This window comes from Rhodoferax sp. (genome assembly GCF_034519335.1).
In the GTDB taxonomy this organism is placed as follows: Bacteria; Pseudomonadota; Gammaproteobacteria; order Burkholderiales; family Burkholderiaceae_C; genus Allorhodoferax.
The window spans coordinates 46,316-65,317 of record NZ_JAXHOL010000022.1; the positions used below are offsets into that span (position 1 = coordinate 46,316).

At 60.3% G+C, this 19,002-nt stretch carries 22 protein-coding genes; 18 read left to right on the forward strand and 4 right to left on the reverse strand.

Annotated elements, in window-relative coordinates:
* Positions 1–28: 28 nt before the first annotated feature.
* Complete coding sequence (locus U5O12_RS09320; RefSeq protein WP_416221472.1) at positions 29–1,312, reverse strand: sigma-54 interaction domain-containing protein; 1,284 nt, start codon at positions 1,310–1,312, stop codon at positions 29–31.
* A gap of 250 nt (positions 1,313–1,562) precedes the next feature.
* Between U5O12_RS09320 and cydP the strand changes: the two genes are divergently transcribed.
* The 8 genes from cydP to U5O12_RS09360 all read left to right on the forward strand — a co-directional run bounded on the left by cydP (position 1,563) and on the right by U5O12_RS09360 (position 8,844).
* Positions 1,563–1,745, forward strand: a complete 183-nt coding sequence (cydP, locus tag U5O12_RS09325; RefSeq protein ID WP_322578367.1) for a cytochrome oxidase putative small subunit CydP — start codon at positions 1,563–1,565, stop codon at positions 1,743–1,745.
* A complete protein-coding gene (locus tag U5O12_RS09330; RefSeq protein ID WP_322578368.1) occupies positions 1,742–3,313 on the forward strand; it encodes a cytochrome ubiquinol oxidase subunit I in 1,572 nt (523 codons plus the stop codon). Before cydP ends, U5O12_RS09330 begins: the two co-directional genes overlap by 4 nt.
* Positions 3,314–3,324: 11 nt before the next feature.
* Positions 3,325–4,461: a cytochrome d ubiquinol oxidase subunit II gene (gene cydB / locus U5O12_RS09335; protein ID WP_322578369.1), complete on the forward strand. Its 1,137-nt coding sequence runs from the start codon at positions 3,325–3,327 to the stop codon at positions 4,459–4,461.
* A 63-nt stretch (positions 4,462–4,524) separates the two neighbouring features.
* Entirely contained in the window at positions 4,525–4,644 is a 120-nt protein-coding gene (gene cydX / locus U5O12_RS09340) for a cytochrome bd-I oxidase subunit CydX (protein WP_322578370.1), read from the forward strand.
* A gap of 37 nt (positions 4,645–4,681) precedes the next feature.
* Positions 4,682–4,930, forward strand: coding sequence for a cyd operon YbgE family protein (locus U5O12_RS09345; protein WP_322578371.1), 249 nt, complete (start codon positions 4,682–4,684; stop codon positions 4,928–4,930).
* 606 nt (positions 4,931–5,536) lie between these two features.
* Positions 5,537–5,848: a hypothetical protein gene (locus U5O12_RS09350; RefSeq protein WP_322578372.1), complete on the forward strand. Its 312-nt coding sequence runs from the start codon at positions 5,537–5,539 to the stop codon at positions 5,846–5,848.
* Between the two features lie 548 nt (positions 5,849–6,396).
* Positions 6,397–6,555, forward strand: coding sequence for a hypothetical protein (locus U5O12_RS09355; RefSeq protein WP_322578373.1), 159 nt, complete (start codon positions 6,397–6,399; stop codon positions 6,553–6,555).
* Positions 6,556–8,349: 1,794 nt separating this feature from the next.
* Positions 8,350–8,844: a Dps family protein gene (locus U5O12_RS09360; protein ID WP_416221473.1), complete on the forward strand. Its 495-nt coding sequence runs from the start codon at positions 8,350–8,352 to the stop codon at positions 8,842–8,844.
* Positions 8,845–8,994: 150 nt separating this feature from the next.
* Here the strand turns inward: U5O12_RS09360 and petA are convergent, their stop codons facing one another.
* Together petA and U5O12_RS09370 are read right to left on the reverse strand one after the other, a co-directional pair.
* Positions 8,995–9,618 carry a ubiquinol-cytochrome c reductase iron-sulfur subunit gene (gene petA / locus U5O12_RS09365; protein WP_322578375.1) on the reverse strand — a complete coding sequence of 208 codons (624 nt, stop codon included), beginning with the start codon at positions 9,616–9,618 and terminating at the stop codon, positions 8,995–8,997.
* A 40-nt stretch (positions 9,619–9,658) separates the two neighbouring features.
* Positions 9,659–10,531, reverse strand: coding sequence for an MBL fold metallo-hydrolase (locus U5O12_RS09370; RefSeq protein ID WP_322578376.1), 873 nt, complete (start codon positions 10,529–10,531; stop codon positions 9,659–9,661).
* A gap of 107 nt (positions 10,532–10,638) precedes the next feature.
* On the opposite strand from U5O12_RS09370, the gene U5O12_RS09375 reads away from it, so the two are divergent.
* Genes U5O12_RS09375 through U5O12_RS09395 form a run of 5 tightly spaced genes read left to right on the forward strand, consistent with a single transcriptional unit; the run spans position 10,639 to position 13,929 of the window.
* Positions 10,639–10,983, forward strand: a complete 345-nt coding sequence (locus U5O12_RS09375) for a metalloregulator ArsR/SmtB family transcription factor (protein ID WP_322578377.1) — start codon at positions 10,639–10,641, stop codon at positions 10,981–10,983.
* Complete coding sequence (locus U5O12_RS09380; protein ID WP_322578378.1) at positions 10,980–11,411, forward strand: YeeE/YedE family protein; 432 nt, start codon at positions 10,980–10,982, stop codon at positions 11,409–11,411. The genes U5O12_RS09375 and U5O12_RS09380 overlap by 4 nt, the downstream gene beginning before the upstream one ends.
* A gap of 11 nt (positions 11,412–11,422) precedes the next feature.
* The gene (locus tag U5O12_RS09385; protein WP_322578379.1) at positions 11,423–11,866 is read left to right on the forward strand and encodes a DUF6691 family protein; all 444 of its coding nucleotides are present in this window, start codon (positions 11,423–11,425) and stop codon (positions 11,864–11,866) included.
* A 1-nt stretch (position 11,867) separates the two neighbouring features.
* A complete protein-coding gene (locus tag U5O12_RS09390) occupies positions 11,868–12,212 on the forward strand; it encodes a TIGR01244 family sulfur transferase (RefSeq protein ID WP_322578380.1) in 345 nt (114 codons plus the stop codon).
* 25 nt (positions 12,213–12,237) lie between these two features.
* Positions 12,238–13,929, forward strand: a complete 1,692-nt coding sequence (locus tag U5O12_RS09395; protein WP_322578381.1) for a SulP family inorganic anion transporter — start codon at positions 12,238–12,240, stop codon at positions 13,927–13,929.
* A 118-nt stretch (positions 13,930–14,047) separates the two neighbouring features.
* Here the strand turns inward: U5O12_RS09395 and U5O12_RS09400 are convergent, their stop codons facing one another.
* The gene (locus U5O12_RS09400; RefSeq protein ID WP_322578382.1) at positions 14,048–14,569 is read right to left on the reverse strand and encodes an Rrf2 family transcriptional regulator; all 522 of its coding nucleotides are present in this window, start codon (positions 14,567–14,569) and stop codon (positions 14,048–14,050) included.
* Positions 14,570–14,702: 133 nt separating this feature from the next.
* Between U5O12_RS09400 and nhaR the strand changes: the two genes are divergently transcribed.
* From nhaR to cysT, 5 genes are all read left to right on the forward strand, one after another.
* A complete protein-coding gene (gene nhaR, locus U5O12_RS09405; RefSeq protein WP_322578383.1) occupies positions 14,703–15,596 on the forward strand; it encodes a transcriptional activator NhaR in 894 nt (297 codons plus the stop codon).
* Between the two features lie 53 nt (positions 15,597–15,649).
* Positions 15,650–16,120 (forward strand): CopD family protein, encoded by a 471-nt coding sequence (locus U5O12_RS09410; RefSeq protein ID WP_322578384.1) that lies wholly within the window; start codon positions 15,650–15,652, stop codon positions 16,118–16,120.
* Positions 16,120–16,971: a MipA/OmpV family protein gene (locus U5O12_RS09415; protein ID WP_322578385.1), complete on the forward strand. Its 852-nt coding sequence runs from the start codon at positions 16,120–16,122 to the stop codon at positions 16,969–16,971. The genes U5O12_RS09410 and U5O12_RS09415 overlap by 1 nt, the downstream gene beginning before the upstream one ends.
* Positions 16,972–17,094: 123 nt before the next feature.
* Positions 17,095–18,096 carry a sulfate ABC transporter substrate-binding protein gene (locus tag U5O12_RS09420; RefSeq protein ID WP_322578386.1) on the forward strand — a complete coding sequence of 334 codons (1,002 nt, stop codon included), beginning with the start codon at positions 17,095–17,097 and terminating at the stop codon, positions 18,094–18,096.
* Entirely contained in the window at positions 18,097–18,999 is a 903-nt protein-coding gene (gene cysT / locus U5O12_RS09425) for a sulfate ABC transporter permease subunit CysT (RefSeq protein ID WP_322578387.1), read from the forward strand.
* The last annotated feature ends 3 nt before the right edge of the window (positions 19,000–19,002 follow it).

Sequence of the window (19,002 nt, forward strand, 5' to 3'; positions counted from 1 at the left end):
AGCCTTAGTGGCCGTCAGGAGGCGTTCGCTAGGACTCCAAACTGCAAGCTTTGAGCTTCCTGTAGAGAGAGCGCGTACTGATGCCCAGGCTCCGAGCCAGCTCTGTGCGGCTACCGCGATGAGCAGAAACAAGCGCTTTAAAGGCCTCGTCCTCGACCGCCTTTAAGGTTTTTTTTGAAGGCTCTGACCTAGACACTGCATCCAAACCTCCCTGCAGAGCCCTCGGTCTCACCTGATTTTGAACACCCGATTGGGTCGCTTTTTGCAGATGGTCGGGCTCCAGGATTTCTCCATCACAAAGGATTGAACCGCGTTCCAAAAGATTCCGTAGTTCGCGTACGTTGCCGTAAAACGGCTGCGCCTTCAAGTAGCTTTCCGCCGCCTCACTCAATTGAAGCCTCCTCTTTGGATCAATCCGTTCGAGCAAAGCGGCACTAAGCAAAGGGATGTCCTCTTTCCTGTCCCGCAGCGGCGGTAGATGGACAGGGAAAGTTCCCAATCTGTAGTAGAGGTCTTCCCGAAATGTGCCAGCCGCGACCATTTCAGTTAGGTTTCTGTGGGTTGCGGAGACCACCCGGATGTCTGCATGGCGCAACTCCGTGCTACCGACGCGTCGATAGGTGCCTGATTCCAGCAATCTCAGTAGCTTGACTTGCATCGTCAGCGGTATGTCGCCAGCCTCATCCAGAAACAGAGTGCCTCCACTGGCCGACTCCACCAAACCGCCACGCGCATTGGTGGCGCCTGTAAAAGCGCCACGTTCGTGGCCAAAAATCTCTGACTCGAAAAGATTCTCTGGAATGCTTGAACAGTCAACCACCACAAACGGCTTGCGCGAACGCTCGCTGGCTTCATGCAAAGCCTGCGCTACCAACTCTTTGCCAGTACCTGACTCTCCGAGAAGCAAGACGGAAGCCATCGAGGGTGCTACCCGGGCCACTAACTCCAACATCGATTGAAAAGCGGGTGAGCGGCCAATGAGCCCTTTCGCAACCGGCTTCCCGTGTGCAACCTCCAGGGCCTGCATTTTTTCAACGTAAAAGGTTTGCTCACCGTGGGCATCCAGCAATGGCGCCAACTCAATGTTGACGTATTCCTCACCCCGGGGCGTGTGATGAAGGTGCAATACGCGCTCGCGTTGCCCGGACTCCCGGGCCCTGGCCAAAGGACACGACTCCCCCGCTTGGTCGCATGGAACACTGAAATGATGGGACACCTCGTAACAGGTGCGTCCCACCACGCTGTGGTCCGGGCTAAATTGCTTTCGATATGCCTTGTTTGCAGCAAGTATTCGGTATTGCTTGTCAAACAAGATGTGCGGTTCTTGCAAACCGTCTAGATAAGACAGCAACTCTGGTAGTAGTGCCACATGTGTCTCCTATTTCACCGAACCCATATGTGCCATTTATGGCTTTGTGTGCCAATTATGGCGCATTACGACTGCCATCCTAGGTAACGATCAAAACACAAAAGCACGTAAGTGGTTGATATAAAAGGATATTTTAATATTTTTGTGATGGCACGGATCTTGACTGCGTTGATCGGCATCAAGATGTCCCGCCATGAATCTCTCAGACAAGACCCTCGTTAAAAAACTCATCATCGTGTTGGCCATCAAGTTGGTTGCACTGATGGGTTTGTGGTGGCTCTTTGTGCGGGAACAGCATGTGCCGGTTGATAGCAACAGCGTTTCCACGCAGTTTCTCGCACCCGCCCTTACCCAGGCAAAAGGAACCCAACCATGATTTCGGAACAACTGGTGGATCTGTCACGGCAGCAATTTGCAGCGACTGCCATGTACCACTTTCTCTTCGTCCCCCTGACCCTCGGAATGGTCTGGCTTTTGGTGATCATGGAGAGCGTCTATGTGATGACCGGGAATGTGGTCTGGAAGGACATGACGCGCTTCTGGGGGAAACTGTTCGGAATCAATTTCGCGCTCGGCGTCACCACGGGCATCACGCTGGAGTTTCAGTTCGGTACCAATTGGGCCTATTACTCCCACTACGTGGGTGACATCTTTGGGGCGCCATTGGCCATTGAAGGCCTCATGGCTTTCTTCCTTGAATCCACCATGATTGGTTTGTTCTTCTTTGGCTGGGATCGCCTGAGCAAGACGCAGCACTTGTTAGTCACCACACTGATGGCGGTGGGTACCAACCTCTCCGCCTTGTGGATTTTGATTGCCAACGGCTGGATGCAGAACCCGGTCGGCGCAGAGTTCAGCTACCAGACCATGCGCATGGAAATGACGGACTTCTGGGCCATTGTGTTCAACCCGGACGCTCAGGCCAAATTTGTGCACACAGTATCTGCTGGGTATGTCACCGGCGCGATGTTTGTTTTGTCAGTTTCCAGCTGGTACCTTCTTAAAAAACGCGATGTGGAATTTGCCAAGCGCAGCTTCCGGGTTGCAGCAGCATTCGGTCTCGCTTCCGTGATGAGTGTGATCGTATTGGGCGATGAATCCGGGTACACCGTCGGCGAAGCCCAGCAAACAAAGATGGCAGCCATCGAAGCGATGTGGGAGACCAAGCCCGCGCCGGCAGGGCTTACTCTCATCGCTGACATCAATGAGGTGGAACAAAAAAACAACTGGGAGGTTGAGATTCCATGGGTCATGGGGCTGATCGGCACACGCTCCATCACCAAAGAAATACCCGGCATCCACGATATCAAGGCCAAGAATCGCGAGCGCATCCAGCAAGGGATCATTGCAGTGAACGCTTTGGAAGCATTGCGCGCCAACAGGGAAGACGCCGTCGCCAAACAAGTGTTCGAAAAATATAAAACCGATCTCGGATTTGGGCTCTTGCTCAAGAAATATGTGGTCGACGTCAATACCGCCACACCAGAGATCATCGAAAGAGCAGTCAACGACACGGTGCCGCGTGTCACACCCATGTTCTGGGCTTTCCGAATCATGGTTGGCCTTGGCTTTGCAATGCTTCTGCTGTTCGGACTTGCCTTTTGGAGTACGTTGAAATCGGCCTGTATGCAGAAACCGTGGCTGCTTAAAACCGCCTTGTGGATGCTGCCAGCACCTTGGCTTGCGTGCGAACTTGGTTGGTTTGTCGCCGAGTACGGTCGCCAACCTTGGACGATCTACGGCGTACTTCCAACACACCTGAGCGTCTCCACCTTGAGCGTAAACAGCCTCTACGGTTCACTCGCTGGCTTCATCGGCTTCTACACCGTATTGCTGGTGGTGGAGATGTACCTGATGGTCAAGTTTGCCCGGATGGGACCGGGTAGCTTGGGCACCGGTCGCTACGCCAACGAACCTCTGCATGGCACCGTGGCACACGCATAAAAGGAATCACGATGTTTGATTATTCAACCCTGAAAATCATCTGGTGGGTACTGGTTGGCGTCTTGCTAATCGGTTTTGCCATCATGGATGGCCACGATATGGGCGTGGGGACACTCCTGCCATTTGTGGGACGCAACGATGTTGAGCGCCGCGTGGTGATCAATACCGTCGGCCCCCACTGGGATGGCAACCAAGTCTGGTTTATCACCGGGGGTGGAGCGATATTTGCAGCATGGCCACTGGTCTACGCAACGGCCTTCAGCGGTTTTTACTGGGCCATGTTGGTGGTGTTATGGGCGCTATTCTTTCGCCCAGTCGGCTTTGACTACCGAAGCAAAATCCACAACGCCACTTGGCGCAGCACTTGGGACTGGGGCCTGTTTATCGGTGGCTCTGTCCCGCCGCTCATTTTCGGCGTGGCCTTTGGCAACTTGCTCCAGGGCGTGCCGTTTCATTTCGATCAGTACATGGTTTCCACTTACACCGGCAGTTTCTGGGAGCTGCTCAACCCCTTTGCTTTGCTGGCGGGGGTCGTGAGCAGCGCCATGATTACGATGCAAGGAGGCGCCTACCTGGCACACCGGACCGAGGGCGAAATTCAGTCACGGACGATCAAAGCAACCACGATCGCCGCCCTGGTCATGGTGCTGGCATTCATTGGCGCTGGCATATGGATGCAAAGTATTCCGGGCTTCCGCATTACCTCTTCCGTGGATGTGAATGGATTGCCCGACCCGCTCACCAAGACGGTGGTCCGAGAAGCAGGAGCATGGATGGCCAACTACAGCCGGCAGCCCCTGCTTTGGTTGCTGCCTGCTCTGGGCGTGCTGGGAGCCCTGATGGCGGCGTTACTGCTGCGCAGGCGGTGGACCCTGAGCGCATTTGTCAGCTCATCGCTCGCGCTGGTGGGTGTAATCGGTACGGCAGGGGCCTCCATGTTCCCCTTTGTGATGCCTTCGAGCTCCATGCCGTCTGCCAGCCTGACGGCATGGGATAGCGTCTCCAGCCACCTCACATTGGGCCTCATGTTCTGGGCCACGTTGATTTTCATGCCACTCATCATTGGCTACACCTCATGGGCGTACAGCGTGATGCGCGGCAAAGTTACGGCGGCGTACATTCGCGAGAACGACCATGCGGCCTATTGAAGCCCACTCTCGCCCTTTTCTTCTGTCTTCATTGGCGCGGCACTGCGCCGCGAAAGGTTTTCTATGTGGTACTTCGCTTGGGTTTTAGGTGTTGGTTTTGCGGTGCTTCTGGCGGTACTCAACGCCATGTGGGGTGAAAACGAAGAGAGTCGTGCGGTAGCACGCAAGAAAGACGGCCCATGAACGCCACCAGCGTTGACAACACCCATCCGCATCGAGCATGCATTTCCCCAGCCTGCTGGCCGCGTTGCTCATCATGCTGGGTGGAAGCATTTACCCACTGGCCTTTGCGCGACCCGACGGCAGCCCTGACCACGGCTTGGCGTTCGCACTGTTCTGGGCCATGAGTGCGGGCATGGTGCGCGGTGTCGGTTTTGTCCCGCACGCCAGCGTATGGAAACTACTCTTTTCCGGCTGGTCATGCAGTGTGGCCCTGCTGCTTGCCGCCTACCTGCGCTGGAGCATGTGAGGTGTATTTCCGCATCCTGCGCGATGAGAGAACGGAGGAACTCACCTACCTCTTGGCCGTCTTGGTCACCGAGGAAGCTGTTCTCGTCGACCCGCGGGCGCGTGACCTTCCTTTGATCCGCGCTTTGCTGGCTGAGTACCAATTCCGTCTTCGCTGGGCACTGCACCCACCACCACGACGATCTCCAGCCCCAGGATGAATACAGGCTCTGGCCACGTTGGAACGCCCAGCGAATACAGGGGCATCCAGCCCCTGATTGCTTTCGCCCGGAGCACGGCGCCATATTTCCCTTTGGCGACGAAGTCATGCATGCGTGGCACACGCCCGGCCACACAGCCAATTGCATGAGCTTTAGCTGGCGGGATCGCTGTTTCTGCGGTGGCCTATTAACCATTGCCGACTGCCCGCACCAGCCCTTCGCCGCAGCACCGGGTGCACTGTGGGACAGCACAACCGCACACATATTGAGATTGCCCAACGAAACGCTGCTGTTCTCTGGGCACGCCCGACGACCCACGTTGTCAGCACTGTGATGGACCGGCGCCGCTGGAACCCCTTTTTGCCCGTTGCTCCCGAGATGAATTCCTAGCCCATGGTTTCTCGCCCATGAACCTCCACAACGATGAGGCTAACTACCAATGCCACCACACCGCACACAGCATCATCGGTTCGGGCTCGGCGCACTCTCACCGGCGCGAAACGAAAGCGCAAAGCAAGGTCGGGATCACACCATTGCACCTCACGCCGAACTCCACTATCTACCGGGCATCATCTGGATCCCAGTGGTCTGCGCCGCCGCGAACAGTTGGTGGTGCCGCTGGACAATTTCTTACGTCGTATGAACGTGCGCCCATCGCGGCTGATGTCACTGGACTGAGCGAAGATGGTCGCACGGTGCGCACCACTTGGGTGATGTAGTCACGACGCGTGTCAGCTGGGCGGACGTTTATAAAAGGAGGCACGCCCGCTGCGAGGGACGCGCGGAGAAACCGGGACCGCGCGAGCTATGACCGGTGGCACATGTGGTTTGCGGGCCCAACGAGCAGTGGCGGTAGGGGTGGTCATGTTTGAGTTTTTGTGGTATGCGGAGTTCGTGTGAGGCCGTGCGACAAGTTTGAAATTGTGTTTACCCCCAACGGCTGGAACGGCTGGGTACAAAGTGTTGCGCACTGTTACAAAAATGAGAGGAAAGCAGGGACAAAGGGCTTGAGGCGACAAGGTGTCAGGAGGTGGTGAATCGCCGACCTGTCCGTTCTGCCGGTCTTCCGGCAATCGTGGTTTGATCAGACTCCTTGACTCGCTCACCTGGCGGCATGCTCAAAGCCGATGCCAGTGCCGCGTAGAAGGGCACAACATGTGTATGTAGTGGGTGATTCCGGCAGCTTTCCGGGGCCGGACTGGATGCCAAAGCAAGCCCCATGGGAGCAAGCCTGCGGAAAAGTGGGAGGACTGCGCGGCGAGACTGGTTGGCCACCTTCAAGGTGGAGCTGATCTGCATCATCGACGCGCTGGACCACGGCACACTAGTGTTCCGCAATGCAGACGTAGTTCTGTTGCCGCCCAGCCGCCTGTTCCACTGGGCCAAGCGATGGTTCGAAGGCAACTACCTGAAGGTCTACCGATGAGTGCGTTGGCAGAAACCACCCCCTACGTAGGTTGGGTGGCGAGCTGCGGTCCGCCAAGGGCATAGCTTCTACAGCGAATGGATGAACTGGAGGCGTAACGTGCGCAGATGCACCAGAAAGCTGGCGGGTAGTGAAACAGTCTGTTCGAGTTTTTGTCTGGCTGGCTTGGTGGCCTCTTTGTAAGCAAAGAAAGGGCATCCGCGCTGCGGCGGCATGCTCCTATGCGGTGGGTCTGGTGGTTCGCGACGAATGGATGTGTGCATGCGCAGGCGCTCACGGAACAGGTGACCGTTTCTTTCGCGATCAACTCATCAACACCTTCGCCCAGATGGCCGACCATGATCAACACAGACACCCGACCTTGAATCACCCACGTAGACTTGAATGATTTTTTCGACAGTGAATCAGTCTGGCTTTCTGTTGGAGTATGGTTGGGCTGAAATGGTGGGCGGATTAAGCTCGAAGTGCAACGGCTTGTTGATGGAACTGTAACTGGTTCATAAAAACTTCATGGGGCGTCTTGAAGCCCAGGCACTTTCGGGACGATGATTGAGGCGATCCATGGCAAAGGCAATGTCTTTTGCTTGATGGAATCAAAGGCTCTTCTTTGGGAAGAACTGACGGATAGACGCTGTTTCGTTGGCCCCGCGCTCCAGGAGGATAGGGAGCGCAAAGAAGAAGTGCGTTCAGGGATGAGGCCACACGCTCATGCTGCGCAAACTCGCCGCGGGGGGGCACGAATGTGCGAACGGTGCAACAAGGCAATGGGTCGCCCACGGCGGGCGGAAGGCACGGGGCGATCAAAGAAAGCGAGAGGTGCGCTCGTTCATCGTCACCAGCGCCTGCTTCTGCCCTGCACCGGTGACCAGATCGGCCTCCCAGTCCCCAAATCGGCGCGCTGGTCCACGATGTGGGGCGTAGCTCTATCGAGACGATTGGGAATGGTGCCCGCCGCTCCGGCCCCCGCGCTTCTGCGGGCTGGAGCGTGCGTTGGTGCAAAGTGCCCCGCATGTGTCGGCGTAGATCCGCTGATAGTGCTCTCATGACTGACGCCCGGTTGCCCATTGACTTCAAGGTAGCGCTGATTTGTTCGGGACCCGGCAAGGTCAAGTTTGCTATCCACCACGACCCATATCGCATAGCAATCCGCGGCCGTTTGGCAGGCAGACATACGCTCCTGTGGAGCTGATGGGCTTGCTTGGGGCGGTGGCCGCGCAAACCCCGGTTGCGGCGCAGCTCCCGACTAAGGTTGACTTGTGGCGCCCCATCAGTTGCGCAATGCTACTTTGGTCATGATGGGCTTTGGCGAGGATGGCAATCTGGTAGGTTCGTTGGGTGAGATGTGTATAGGTATTGGGCAACTGACTTGGCGGTCGAGGGGCTCGGATGCTTCCTCTCGCCCACCCAACGGTTAATTCAAAGTTGCACTTCGGACTTGAATCCGCGGGGAATACACGAGAGTGACAGCCAGCTTCCGCGCTGCGTGGGCTGGCGAGCGTTGTGGTGTCGTCAAGTCAAGAATTGCGCAGGGCCTGCCCAGGCACGTGAACATTCCGCTGCAAAGTGGGTGGACGGTTGGCAGAGATTCCGAGATCAGCCCCTGTAGTGGTGTGCTGTGCCAGCGGTACCCGCAGCGGGATGGCCCGGATGTTGTTGAAGAAAAACGGGTTTAACGCGGTTTACAACGCCGGGCCCTGGACCAAGTTGATAGACTGACCCTGCGTTGACTGCTTGCAGCCACCGCTACATACACGACAAGCCCACGAAGGGCACGATATTGAAGGAGAACCTGGTATGGCAAAGACTTTGAACAAGAGAATGACAATCGACATCGGCATCAGTGATGGCGACCGCAAGAAAATTGCGGATGGCCTGTCTGGCCTCTTGGCAGACAGCTACACGCTGTACCTGATGACCCACAACTTCCACTGGAACGTGACCGGCCCGCAGTTCAACAGCCTGCATGCCATGTTCATGGCGCAGTACACCGAGCAATGGGCAGCTCTCGACATCATTGCAGAGCGCATTCGTGCGCTGGGCTTTCCGGCGCCCGGCACTTACAAAGAGTTTGTGAAGCTCGCCAGCATCAAGGAAGTGGAAGGCGTGCCCAATGCCAACGACATGATCCACCACCTGCTGGCGGCCCAGGAGGCCACAGCTCGCACCGCGCGCAAGCTGTTCCCTGTGGTGGACGCAGCCAACGACCAACCCACTGCCGATGTGCTGACCCAGCGTATCGACGTGCACGAAAAGACCGCCTGGATGCTGCGCAGCCTTATTGCGGAGTAAGTGTCCCGGCCTTGGAACGCTGCTGCAATAACGGCACGCAATCCATCCGCCCCCCGCAGCCAAGCCTCAACGTGTCGGGTTGATGGTCAAAAGTGCCCTGGATCCTTATAAATACTGCGCGAGCAGCTATTAATTCAGGAGTGAATTTGCTTACGCTGCGTCTTCGCCAATGACGACCCGGTTGGCACCGGCAAAGTAGTGGGGCGGAATTTCGAGGTTGGTGGGCGCGGGTTTGTTCTTGAACACCCGGCCCGCACCATCGAACGTGGAGCCATGGCAGGGGCAGAAGAAGCCACCCGCCCAATCCGCATCGAGGCTGGGGTTGCTGGTGCCGGCAGCCACCGCAGTGGGTGAGCAGCCCAGGTGGGTACAAATTCCCACCGCCACAAACACATCAGGTGTGCGCGAGCGGGTGGCGTTTTGGGCGTATTCCGGCTGCTGTTCGCGTTGCGATTGTGGGTCTACCAACTTGCTTTCTTGGCCCGCAAGGGCCTCCACCATCTCCGGACTGCGGCGGGTGATCCACACCGGCTTGCCACGCCACTCCACGGTTTTGGTCTGGCCGGGCATCAGGTCGCCAATGTCTACCTCCACTGCGGCTCCCATGGCTTTGGCGCGTTCGCTGGGCGCCACACTCGCTACAAAGGGTACGGCGGTGGCCAAGGCTCCTGCGGCGCCCAGCGCACCGGTGGCCAGCATCCAGTTGCGGCGGTCCGGGTTGGTGGTGCTAGGTTCGGTGGGCAGTGGGCTGGTAGGAAGTGTCAGGCTGGTCATGGTGTCCTCCTCGGGCGGGTTGGATTGGGGTGCGTGGCGCCTAGAGCGCGTTCAGCGGGATCTTGAGGTAGGCCACGCCATTGGCCTCTGGCGGTGGCAAGGCGCCGGCGCGGATGTTCACCTGCACAGCGGGCAGGATCAGGTTGGGCATGGCCAGGGTGGCGTCTCGTGCCTGGCGCATGGCCACAAACTCAACTTCGGTGACGCCCTCGTGGACATGGATGTTGGCGGCCTTTTGCTCGGCCACCGTGGTTTCCCATTGGGCACTTCGGCCCGCAGGCGGGTAGTCGTGGCACATGTACAGGCGGGTGCTGTCTGGCAACGACAGCAAGCGCTGCACGGACTGGTACAGCGCATGCGCGTCACCCCCCGGAAAGTCGCAGCGGGCGGTGCCAATATCTGGCATGAACAGGGTGTCACCCACAAACACAGCGTCCCCGACCTTAAATGCCATACATGCCGGTGTGTGGCCCGGCACGGCCAAAGCCTGCAGCGACAGAGGCCCCACGGCAATCACTTCGCCGTCTTGCAACAAGTGGTCGAACTGACTGCCGTCGGGGGCAAAGCTGTCGTCCAAGTGGAAGATGGACTTGAAGACCTTTTGCACTTGGGTAATGGGCGCACCAATGGCGATCTTGCCGCCCAGAATGCCGCGCAGGTAGTGCGCGGCAGACAGGTGGTCGGCATGGGCATGGGTTTCCAGAAGCCATTGCACGGTGAGCTTTTGCACCCGTACGAAGTCAGCAATCTGGTCGGCAGAGGTAGTGCTGGTGCGGCCCGACTTGGCATCGTAGTCCAGTACCGCGTCCACAATGGCGCAATCGCCACCGGGCTCGGCATACACCACGTAGCTCACGGTCCAGGTGGCTGGATCGAAAAATGCCTTGACGGCGGGGACGGGATGCGTTGCCATGGAATGACCCTGCGAGTTCAACTAGTGAATTTATAGTTTATTGATTGATATATTGTTTGTCAATAGAATATCTCGCATATTCACCTCCCTTGCCCGGAACGAACCCCATGCGTCCTGATGCTCCTCCCCCTGCGGCTTTGGCCTTGGAACGGCTGCGCGAGTCTGCCGACAGCGCCTGCCGTTTGCTCAAAGCCCTGTCCAACCCGGACCGCCTGTTGCTGCTCTGCCAGCTGGCACAAGGCGAAATGCGCGTGGGGGAGCTGGAACAGCAGGTAGGCGTGCTGCAGCCCACGTTGTCCCAGCAACTGGGGGTGCTGCGCGACGAGGGCTTGGTGAGCACCCGCCGCGAAGGCAAAAACATCTATTACTGCATCAACAGCCCCGAGGCCTTGGCCCTGCTCGAAGTCTTGTACAGGCAGTTTTGCGCAAATTCCACGGATTCACCAACATGACAATCGACTGGAACCAATTCACCCCCTGGACATCGCTGGGCGGTGGTCTTGTACTCGGCATTGCCTCGGCCTTGTTCATCGTGGTGAGCGGGCGGGTGCTGGGCATCAGCAGCATCTTGGGCGACATGTTGCGCGCCAAGCGTGCCGACCTCGGCTGGCGCCTGGCTTTTTTTGCCGGGCTGTTGGTCTCACCGCTGGTCTATTCGTGGGTGGCACCTCTGCCTGCAGTGCGGATTGACGCCGACTGGGCCACCTTGGTAGTGGCCGGTCTGCTGGTGGGTGTGGGCACCCGGTATGGCGCAGGTTGCACCAGTGGCCACGGCGTGTGCGGACTCTCGCGCCTGTCGGCGCGCTCCCTGGTGGCCACGCTCACGTTCATGTCCACCGGTTTTGCCACCGTGTTCATCGTTCGCCACGTGCTGGCATAGGAGCGCCCACCATGACATTGCAACGCGCATTTGAATTTCTGGCCGGCCTGCTGTTCGGGTTGGGCCTGATATTGGCTGGCATGACCGACCCCTCCAAGGTATTGGCGTTTCTGGACCTGGCAGGCGCCTGGGACCCCTCCCTGGCCCTGGTCATGGGTGGCGGCATTGCGGTCGGCCTGGGCGCATTCACTGTGGCCAAAGGGCGCAGCAAAACCCTGTTGGGCAGTGCCATTTTTCTGCCCCAGGCCACGGTGATTAATCGACGCTTGTTGGGCGGCAGCGCCTTGTTTGGCGTGGGCTGGGGGCTGGCGGGCTTTTGCCCGGGGCCGGCCCTGGTATCTCTGGGCTTGGGCGATGCCAAAGTCTGGATTTTTGTGGCCGCCATGGTGGCGGGCATGTTGGTTTTTGAATGGTTGGAATCCCGCGCGGATCGCGCGTTGTCACAAGGAGTTTGAAATGGCTATTTCTGCACGTGCAATTACCCCCGCATTTTTTGTGGCCCCCCAACTCAGCCCACAAGACGTGGTTGAAGCGGTGGCCCAGGGCTTCAAGTCCATCCTCAACAACCGCCCTGACCACGAAGGCGGCGCGGAGCAACCGCTGAGCAGCACCATCGAGGCCGCGGCCCAAGCTGCCGGACTGGCCTACATGCACCTGCCCGTGGTGAGCGGCGCTTACACCGCCGAGCAGGTGCAAGCCATGCACAAAGCCTTGCAGGAATTGCCAGCCCCCGTGCTGGCCTTCTGCCGCTCCGGCATGCGCGCGGGCCAAATGTTCGAGCTGGCCCAAACGGTTCGCTAAACCCTTGCCCACGGCTACGGCCTGCATGCAGAAGCTTCTGCCCCAGTGGCTGCGCCACTACCAGCGCGCCTGGTTGGGCGGTGATGTGTCGGCCGGGCTCATCGTGGCAGTGCTGGTGATTCCGCAAAGCCTGGCCTACACGCTCTTGGCCGGGCTGCCGCCCGAGATGGGCCTGTACGCCAGCATCCTGCCGGTGGTGGCCTACGCGCTCTTGGGCTCTAGCATGACGCTGGCCATCGGCCCCGTGGCCATTGCCGCCCTCATGACAGCCAGCGCGCTGCAGCCGCTGGCGATTGCGGGCACCACCGAATACGTGCAGCTGGCCATGGGCCTGGCGCTGATTTCGGGGCTGATGTTCATGGCCTTTGGCGCGCTGCGCCTGGGCTGGCTGGCCTACTTCTTGAGCCAGCCCGTGGTGAGCGGCTTTGTCTCCGGCTCGGCCATCGTCATTGCGCTGGGCCAGCTCAAGCACGTGCTGGGCGTGTCTGCGCCCAGCAGCTCCACCTGGGCCACGCTGCAGGGCCTGTGGCGCGCCCTGCCCCAAACCAACCTCACCACCTTGGCGCTGGGCGGCAGCAGCATGCTGGTCTTGCTACTGGCGCGCCGCTACTTGGGGCGGGGCCTGCGCCGCTTGGGCCTGGGCGCCACTGCTGCCGACCTGCTGGCCCGCATGGCGCCGATTGCCACGGTGGCAGTGAGTACGGCGCTGGTGGCCTGGGGCCATTGGGATGTGAGCCGCCAGGTGGCCGTGGTGGGCAGCGTGCCCGCCGGGCTGCCGGCGCTGGCCTGGGTCTGGCCCGAGACGCGCGCCTGGAGCCAGCTGCTGCTGCCTGCGCTGCTGATTACCCTGGTCGGTTTTGTAGGCAGCGTGTCGGTGGCGCAGTCGTTTGCGCTGCAGCGCCAGCAGCGCATTGCCCCCAACCGCGAGCTGTGGGGCCTGGGTGCGGCCAATGTGGCAGCGGCCTTCTCGGGCGCCTACCCGGTGCACGGCGGGTTGTCGCGCTCGGTCATCAACTTTGCGGCGGGTGCCCAGACGCCCCTGGCCTCGATCATCACGGCGGGCTTCATGGCGCTCATCGTGTATTTCTTTGCCTCGCTGTTTTACTTCTTGCCGCTGGCGGTGCTGGCGGCCAGCATCATGGTGGCCGTGGCCACCCTGGTGGATGTGGACACACTCAAAGCCAGCTGGACCTACGACAAGGCCGACGCCTTCTCGCTGCTGGCCACGGCCGGCGGTGTGATCGTGCTGGGGGTGGAGGCGGGCATTCTGATGGGGGTGGCGCTGTCGCTGGGTGTGCTGGTGTGGCGCAGCAGCCACCCGCACATGGCGGTGGTGGGCCGGGTGCCGGGCACCGAACACTTCCGCAACGTGGAGCGCCACGCGGTGCAAACCGTGCCGGGCCTGCTGGCCCTGCGCGTGGACGAGAGCCTGTTTTTTGCCAACGCCACGGCGCTGGAAGATCGCATCGAAGCGCTGGTGCAGGCCGACCCTGCCGTGCGCCGGGTGCTGCTGGTGTGCTCGGCGGTCAACCAGATTGACGCTACCGCGCTGGGCATGCTCACGGCGCTGGAGCAGAGCCTGGCGGCGCGCGGCATTCGGCTAGAGCTGGCCGAGGTCAAAGGCCCGGTGATGGACCGGCTGCAAGCCACGGCCCTGGGGCAACGGCTGCAAGGCCGTGTGTTCCAGAGCGTGCACGACGCATTCGTGGCGGGCTGAGCGCATTGCCAGCACGCATCTGCTGCGTGCGACCATGGCAATGGCCCGCAAACACTATCAATTTAGGAGCTATTCACACAGACTCCATAAGAGCTAGAGCCCCCTTTGGCTTAAAAAGCTAACCGCGCAGGGCCAGGGAGCCGGCCAATGCAAACACCGAGTTGGGCGCATTGGTGCGCACGGGTGCCAATGGCTTGATCTTTTGCAGCACGCCCTTTTTGGCAGGCTTGCGTTCTTGCACCTGGAAACCCTTCGCGCGTTGCTCTTCGGCCAGGCTTTTCAGCGTGATGGTTTTCATGTGCGCCACGATGGTGGTCTGCAGTGCAGCCCACAGGTCTTGCGTCATGTCCTGCACGCCGTCGCGCGGGGTGTTGGCTTCGGCGGGTTCTTCAATCGCGCCAATGATGTCCGCCACGGTGATGCTGTTGCCCCGGAATCCCAGGGTGTAGCCGCCACCGGGGCCACGGGTGCTTTCCACCAAGCCATGCTGGCGCAACTTGGCAAACACTTGCTCCAGATACGACAGGGAGATACGGTGCCGCAGCGCGATGTCTTGCAATGGCACGGGCTGCGCACTTTCGCGCAGGGCCAGGTCAATCATGGCGGTGATGGCAAAACGGCCTCGGGTACTGAGTCGCATACGTTTACTCCTTTGAGTAAGTGACTAGGAAGACTCGAACTGTAGGGGCTGATATGCTTCGCGTAAATTCGTATTTTGTATTTTTTTACTTCGATTATTTCGCAGTGTTTCGGTTTGTTTCAGAGGGCGCACCATGAACTTCAAACATCTTCACTACTTTTGGGTCACCGCCAAGGCGGGTGGCGTCATGCGTGCGGGCGAGCAGCTGCACACTACGCCACAAACCCTGTCGGGCCAGATCAAGCTGCTGGAGGACTGGCTGGGGCGCAAGCTGTTCCAGAAAAGCGGGCGCAATATGGAGCTGACCGAAGACGGCCGTTTGGCGCTGGGCTATGCGGACCAGATCTTCACGCTGGGCGCCGAGCTGGAAAACGCGGTGCGCCAGGCCAGCGGCAAACGCCGGGTGTTGGACTTCAAGGTGGGCGTGGCCGACTCGGTGACCAAGTCCCTGGCCTACCGGCTGCTGGAGCCCGCGCTGGAGGTGGATGCCCCGGTGCGCATGATTTGCAGCGAAGGCAAGTTCCCCGACCTGCTGGCCAAGCTGGCGCTGAACCAGCTGGACCTGGTGATTGCCGACGAGCCCATGTCCAAACGCATCAGCGTCAAGGCGTTTAACCACCCACTGGGGCGCAGCGCCATGAGCTTCTTTTGCACGCCCGCGCTCAAGGCGCAGCTCAAGGGGCCGTTTCCAGCCTGCCTGAACGGCATGCCCATGCTGCTGCAAGGCGCCCAGGCGTCGGTACGCCAGCAGTGGGAAGGCTGGCTCAGCCACCACCAGATCCACCCCACCACGATAGGCGAGTTTGACGACGGCGCGCTGATGAACGCCTTTGGCCGCAAAGGCCGGGGCGTGTTCATGGCGCCCTCCGTCATGGAAGCCGACATCGTGGAGCAATTTGGCGTGGAAGTGATTGGCCGCACCGATGAGCTGGTGGAGGAGTTCTTTGCCGTGTCGGTAGAGCGGCGCATTACCCACCCGTGTGTGGTGGCCATTACCACCGCCGCGCGCGACCAGCTGTTCACCTGAGACGACAATCCGGGCCTTCTGAGCCTTCTTCTTCACGCTGCACAAAGGGTTTTATGTACGACATCGCCAAACTGATTCACCTGGTCGCGGGCATCGTGTGGATGGGGGGCATGACCTTCATGCTGCTGGCACTGCGCCCGGCCGCCCTGGCACTGATGGAGCCCCAGCCCCGTGCGCGCCTGATGGGTGAGGTGTGGCGCCGCTTTTTTGCCATCGTGCTGGTGGCCATTGCGGCGCTGTTTTTCAGCGGCAGCCACCTCTACACCGCCGCCTTCAAGGCCAGCAAACTGGCCAGCGGCGTGGGCAGCGTGCCCCTGGGCTGGAACCTCATGCTGGTGCTGGGCATCACCATGATGCTGATCTTTGGGCACATTTACTTTGCCGGTTTTCGCAAGTTCAAGCGTGCGGTAGCCGCCGCCGAATGGCCAGTAGCTGCCAAGGCGGCTGGGCAAATCCACAAGTTGGTACTCGCCAACTTTGTGCTGGGCTGGGTCGCCATTGCAGCCGTGCGCCTGGTGCGCTGATGACAAGCCCTGCCAAGCCACGGGGCCTGCACGGCACGGCATGGGCGGCCTTGGCACTGCTGAGCAGCCTGGCGGCTACGGCACACGCCCAAGAGCAGGGCCTGCCGCTGTGGGAGCTGGGTGTGTTTGCGGGCGGCCTGTCGAGCCCGGCCTACCCGGCGTCCAGCGAACGCAGCACACGGGCGCTGGTGCTGCCCACCTTCATTTACCGCGGCGAGGTCTTCCGGTCCGACCGGGGCGGCGTAGGCGCCCGCCTGCTGCGCACCGAAGACACCGAGCTGGACATCGGCTTTGCGGCCTCCTTGCCCGCCAGCTCCCAAGACATCCCGGCGCGCCAGGGCATGACCGACCTGGGCACGCTGATTGAATTTGGCCCCCGGCTCAAGGGCACCCTGGCCCGCCCCAGCGCGGGCAGCCGCGTGCGCTACGAGCTGCCACTGCGCACGGTGCTGGAGATCAACAACGGCTTGCGCAACCAGGGTTTTGCGCTGGAGCCCGAGATCAGCTACGAGGTGCGTGACGTGGGCGCGGGCTGGCGTATGGCCACCAGTGCCAGCCTGGTGCTGGGTGACAGCCGGCTTAACCAATACTTTTACGGCGTGCCGGCCGACCTGGCCACCGCCCTGCGCCCGGCCTACACGGCGCAGGCCGGGCTGATTGCCACGCGGCTCACGGTCAATGCCTCGCGCAGCCTGGGGCCGGATGTGCGGGTGTTTGCCTTTGTGCGGGCCGAGAGTTACGCGGGTTCGGCCAATGCCGCCAGCCCGCTGTACCAGCAGTCCACCGGCACCTCGGCGGGTCTGGGCCTGAACTGGACCCTGGGCCGCTCTGCGGCCAAGGCGGCGAACTGAATCACGCTTAGACCTCAAAGCGCATATACAAACAACGAAGTATTCGTTGTGGTTTGATGGGGTGGCCTCCAAAATCGCGGTTCTGTGTCCTGAACACACCACCATACCGCTTTGGAGCACCTTATGAATTTCAAGCAAAAAGCCACGCTAGCCCTTGCCGCACTTGCGCTAACAGCTAGCAATTTGGTAGCAGCCCAAACCACGCTGCTCAATGTTTCGTATGACGTGGCCCGCGAGTTCTACAAGGACATCAACACCGCTTTCATTGCCAACTACAAAAAGACCACGGGCAAGGACATCAAGATTGACCAATCGCACGCGGGCACCACCACACAGGCGCGCGCCGTGAACGACGGGCTGGAGGCCGACGTAGTGACCTTCAACACCAGCACGGACGTGGATTTTCTGGCCAGCACCGGCGTGGTCGCCAAAGACTGGCGCGCCAAGTTCCCGCAGGGTGCTTCACCCACCAGCTCCACCATGCTGTTCCTGGTGCGCAACGGCAACCCCAAGGGCATCAAGGACTGGGACGACCTGGTCAAGCCCGGCGTACAAGTGATCGTGGTGAACCCCAAGACGGGTGGCAACGGCCGCATGGCCTACCTGGCCGCTTGGGGCCAAGTGCGCAAAAAGGGCGGCACCGACGCCCAAGCCGCCGAGTTTGTGAGCAAGCTCTACAAAAACGTGCCCGTGCTGGCCAAGGGTGGCCGCGACGCGACCAGCATCTTCTTGCAACGCAACATTGGCGACGTGCTGATCACGTTTGAATCCGAAGTGGTGAGCGTGGACAAGGAGTTTGGTGCCGGCAAGGTGGACGCCATCCACCCCAGCAGCTCCATCGTGGCGGAGAACCCCGTGGCCGTGGTGGAACGCACTGTGGCCAAAAAGGGAACGGCGGAACAAGCCAAGGCCTACCTGAACTTCCTGTACTCCGATGAAGGCCAGGAGATTGCCGCCAAGCACGCCATCCGCCCAACCAACCAGGCCATCTTGAAGAAGTACAGCAACGTGTTCAAGCCCATCAGCCTGTTCCGCGTGGAAGACTACTTTGGCTCCTTCGCCGAAGCGCAAAAAGTGCACTTCAATGACGGCGGCCAGTTCGACAAGCTCTACACCGTTAAGTAAATGACTGCTGCCGCCACGGCAGGGGGGCTGCCCGGCGGCCCTTCTGCAGCCCCTCCCGCCCCCGCCAACCCGACTGCCAAGCGGCCCGCCAAACGCGTGCTGCCGGGCTTTCGCCTCACCCTCGGGTTCACGCTGTTTTACCTGGCGCTGATCGTGTTGATCCCGCTCTCAGCGCTGGTCTTCAAAACCTTCACGCTGACTTGGGAACAGTTCATCAGCGCCGTCAGCAGCCCCCGCGTCATTGCGTCCTACCAGCTCACATTTGGAGCCTCGTTTCTGGCCGCTCTGGTCAACGCGGTGTTTGGCCTGTTGATCGCGTGGGTGCTGGTGCGCTACAGCTTTCCGGGCAAGAAGATCATTGACGCGCTGGTGGACCTGCCCTTTGCGCTGCCCACCGCCGTGGCCGGTATCTCGCTCACCGCACTCTTGGCCGGCAATGGCTGGGTCGGCAGCATTCTGGAGCCCTATGGCATCACGCTCGCGTTCAACCGCAACGGCGTGGTGATCGCCCTCATCTTCATTGGCCTGCCCTTTGTGGTGCGCACTGTTCAGCCCGTGCTGGAAGACGCCGAGAAGGAACTGGAAGAAGCCGCCACCTGCCTGGGCGCCACGCGCTGGCAGACCTTCCGCTACGTGATCTTCCCCACCATCGGCCCGGCCCTGCTCACCGGCTTTGCCATGGCGTTTGCGCGCGGCGTGGGCGAATACGGCTCGGTCATCTTCATTGCCGGCAACATGCCCATGCTGTCGGAGATCACGCCGCTCATCATCATCGGCAAGCTGGAGCAATACGACTACGCGGGCGCCACCGCCGTGGCCACCGTGATGCTGCTGGCCTCTTTCTTCATGCTGCTGGTCATCAACGCCCTGCAGTCGTGGCAACGCAAACGTTCGGGAGCCTGAGCC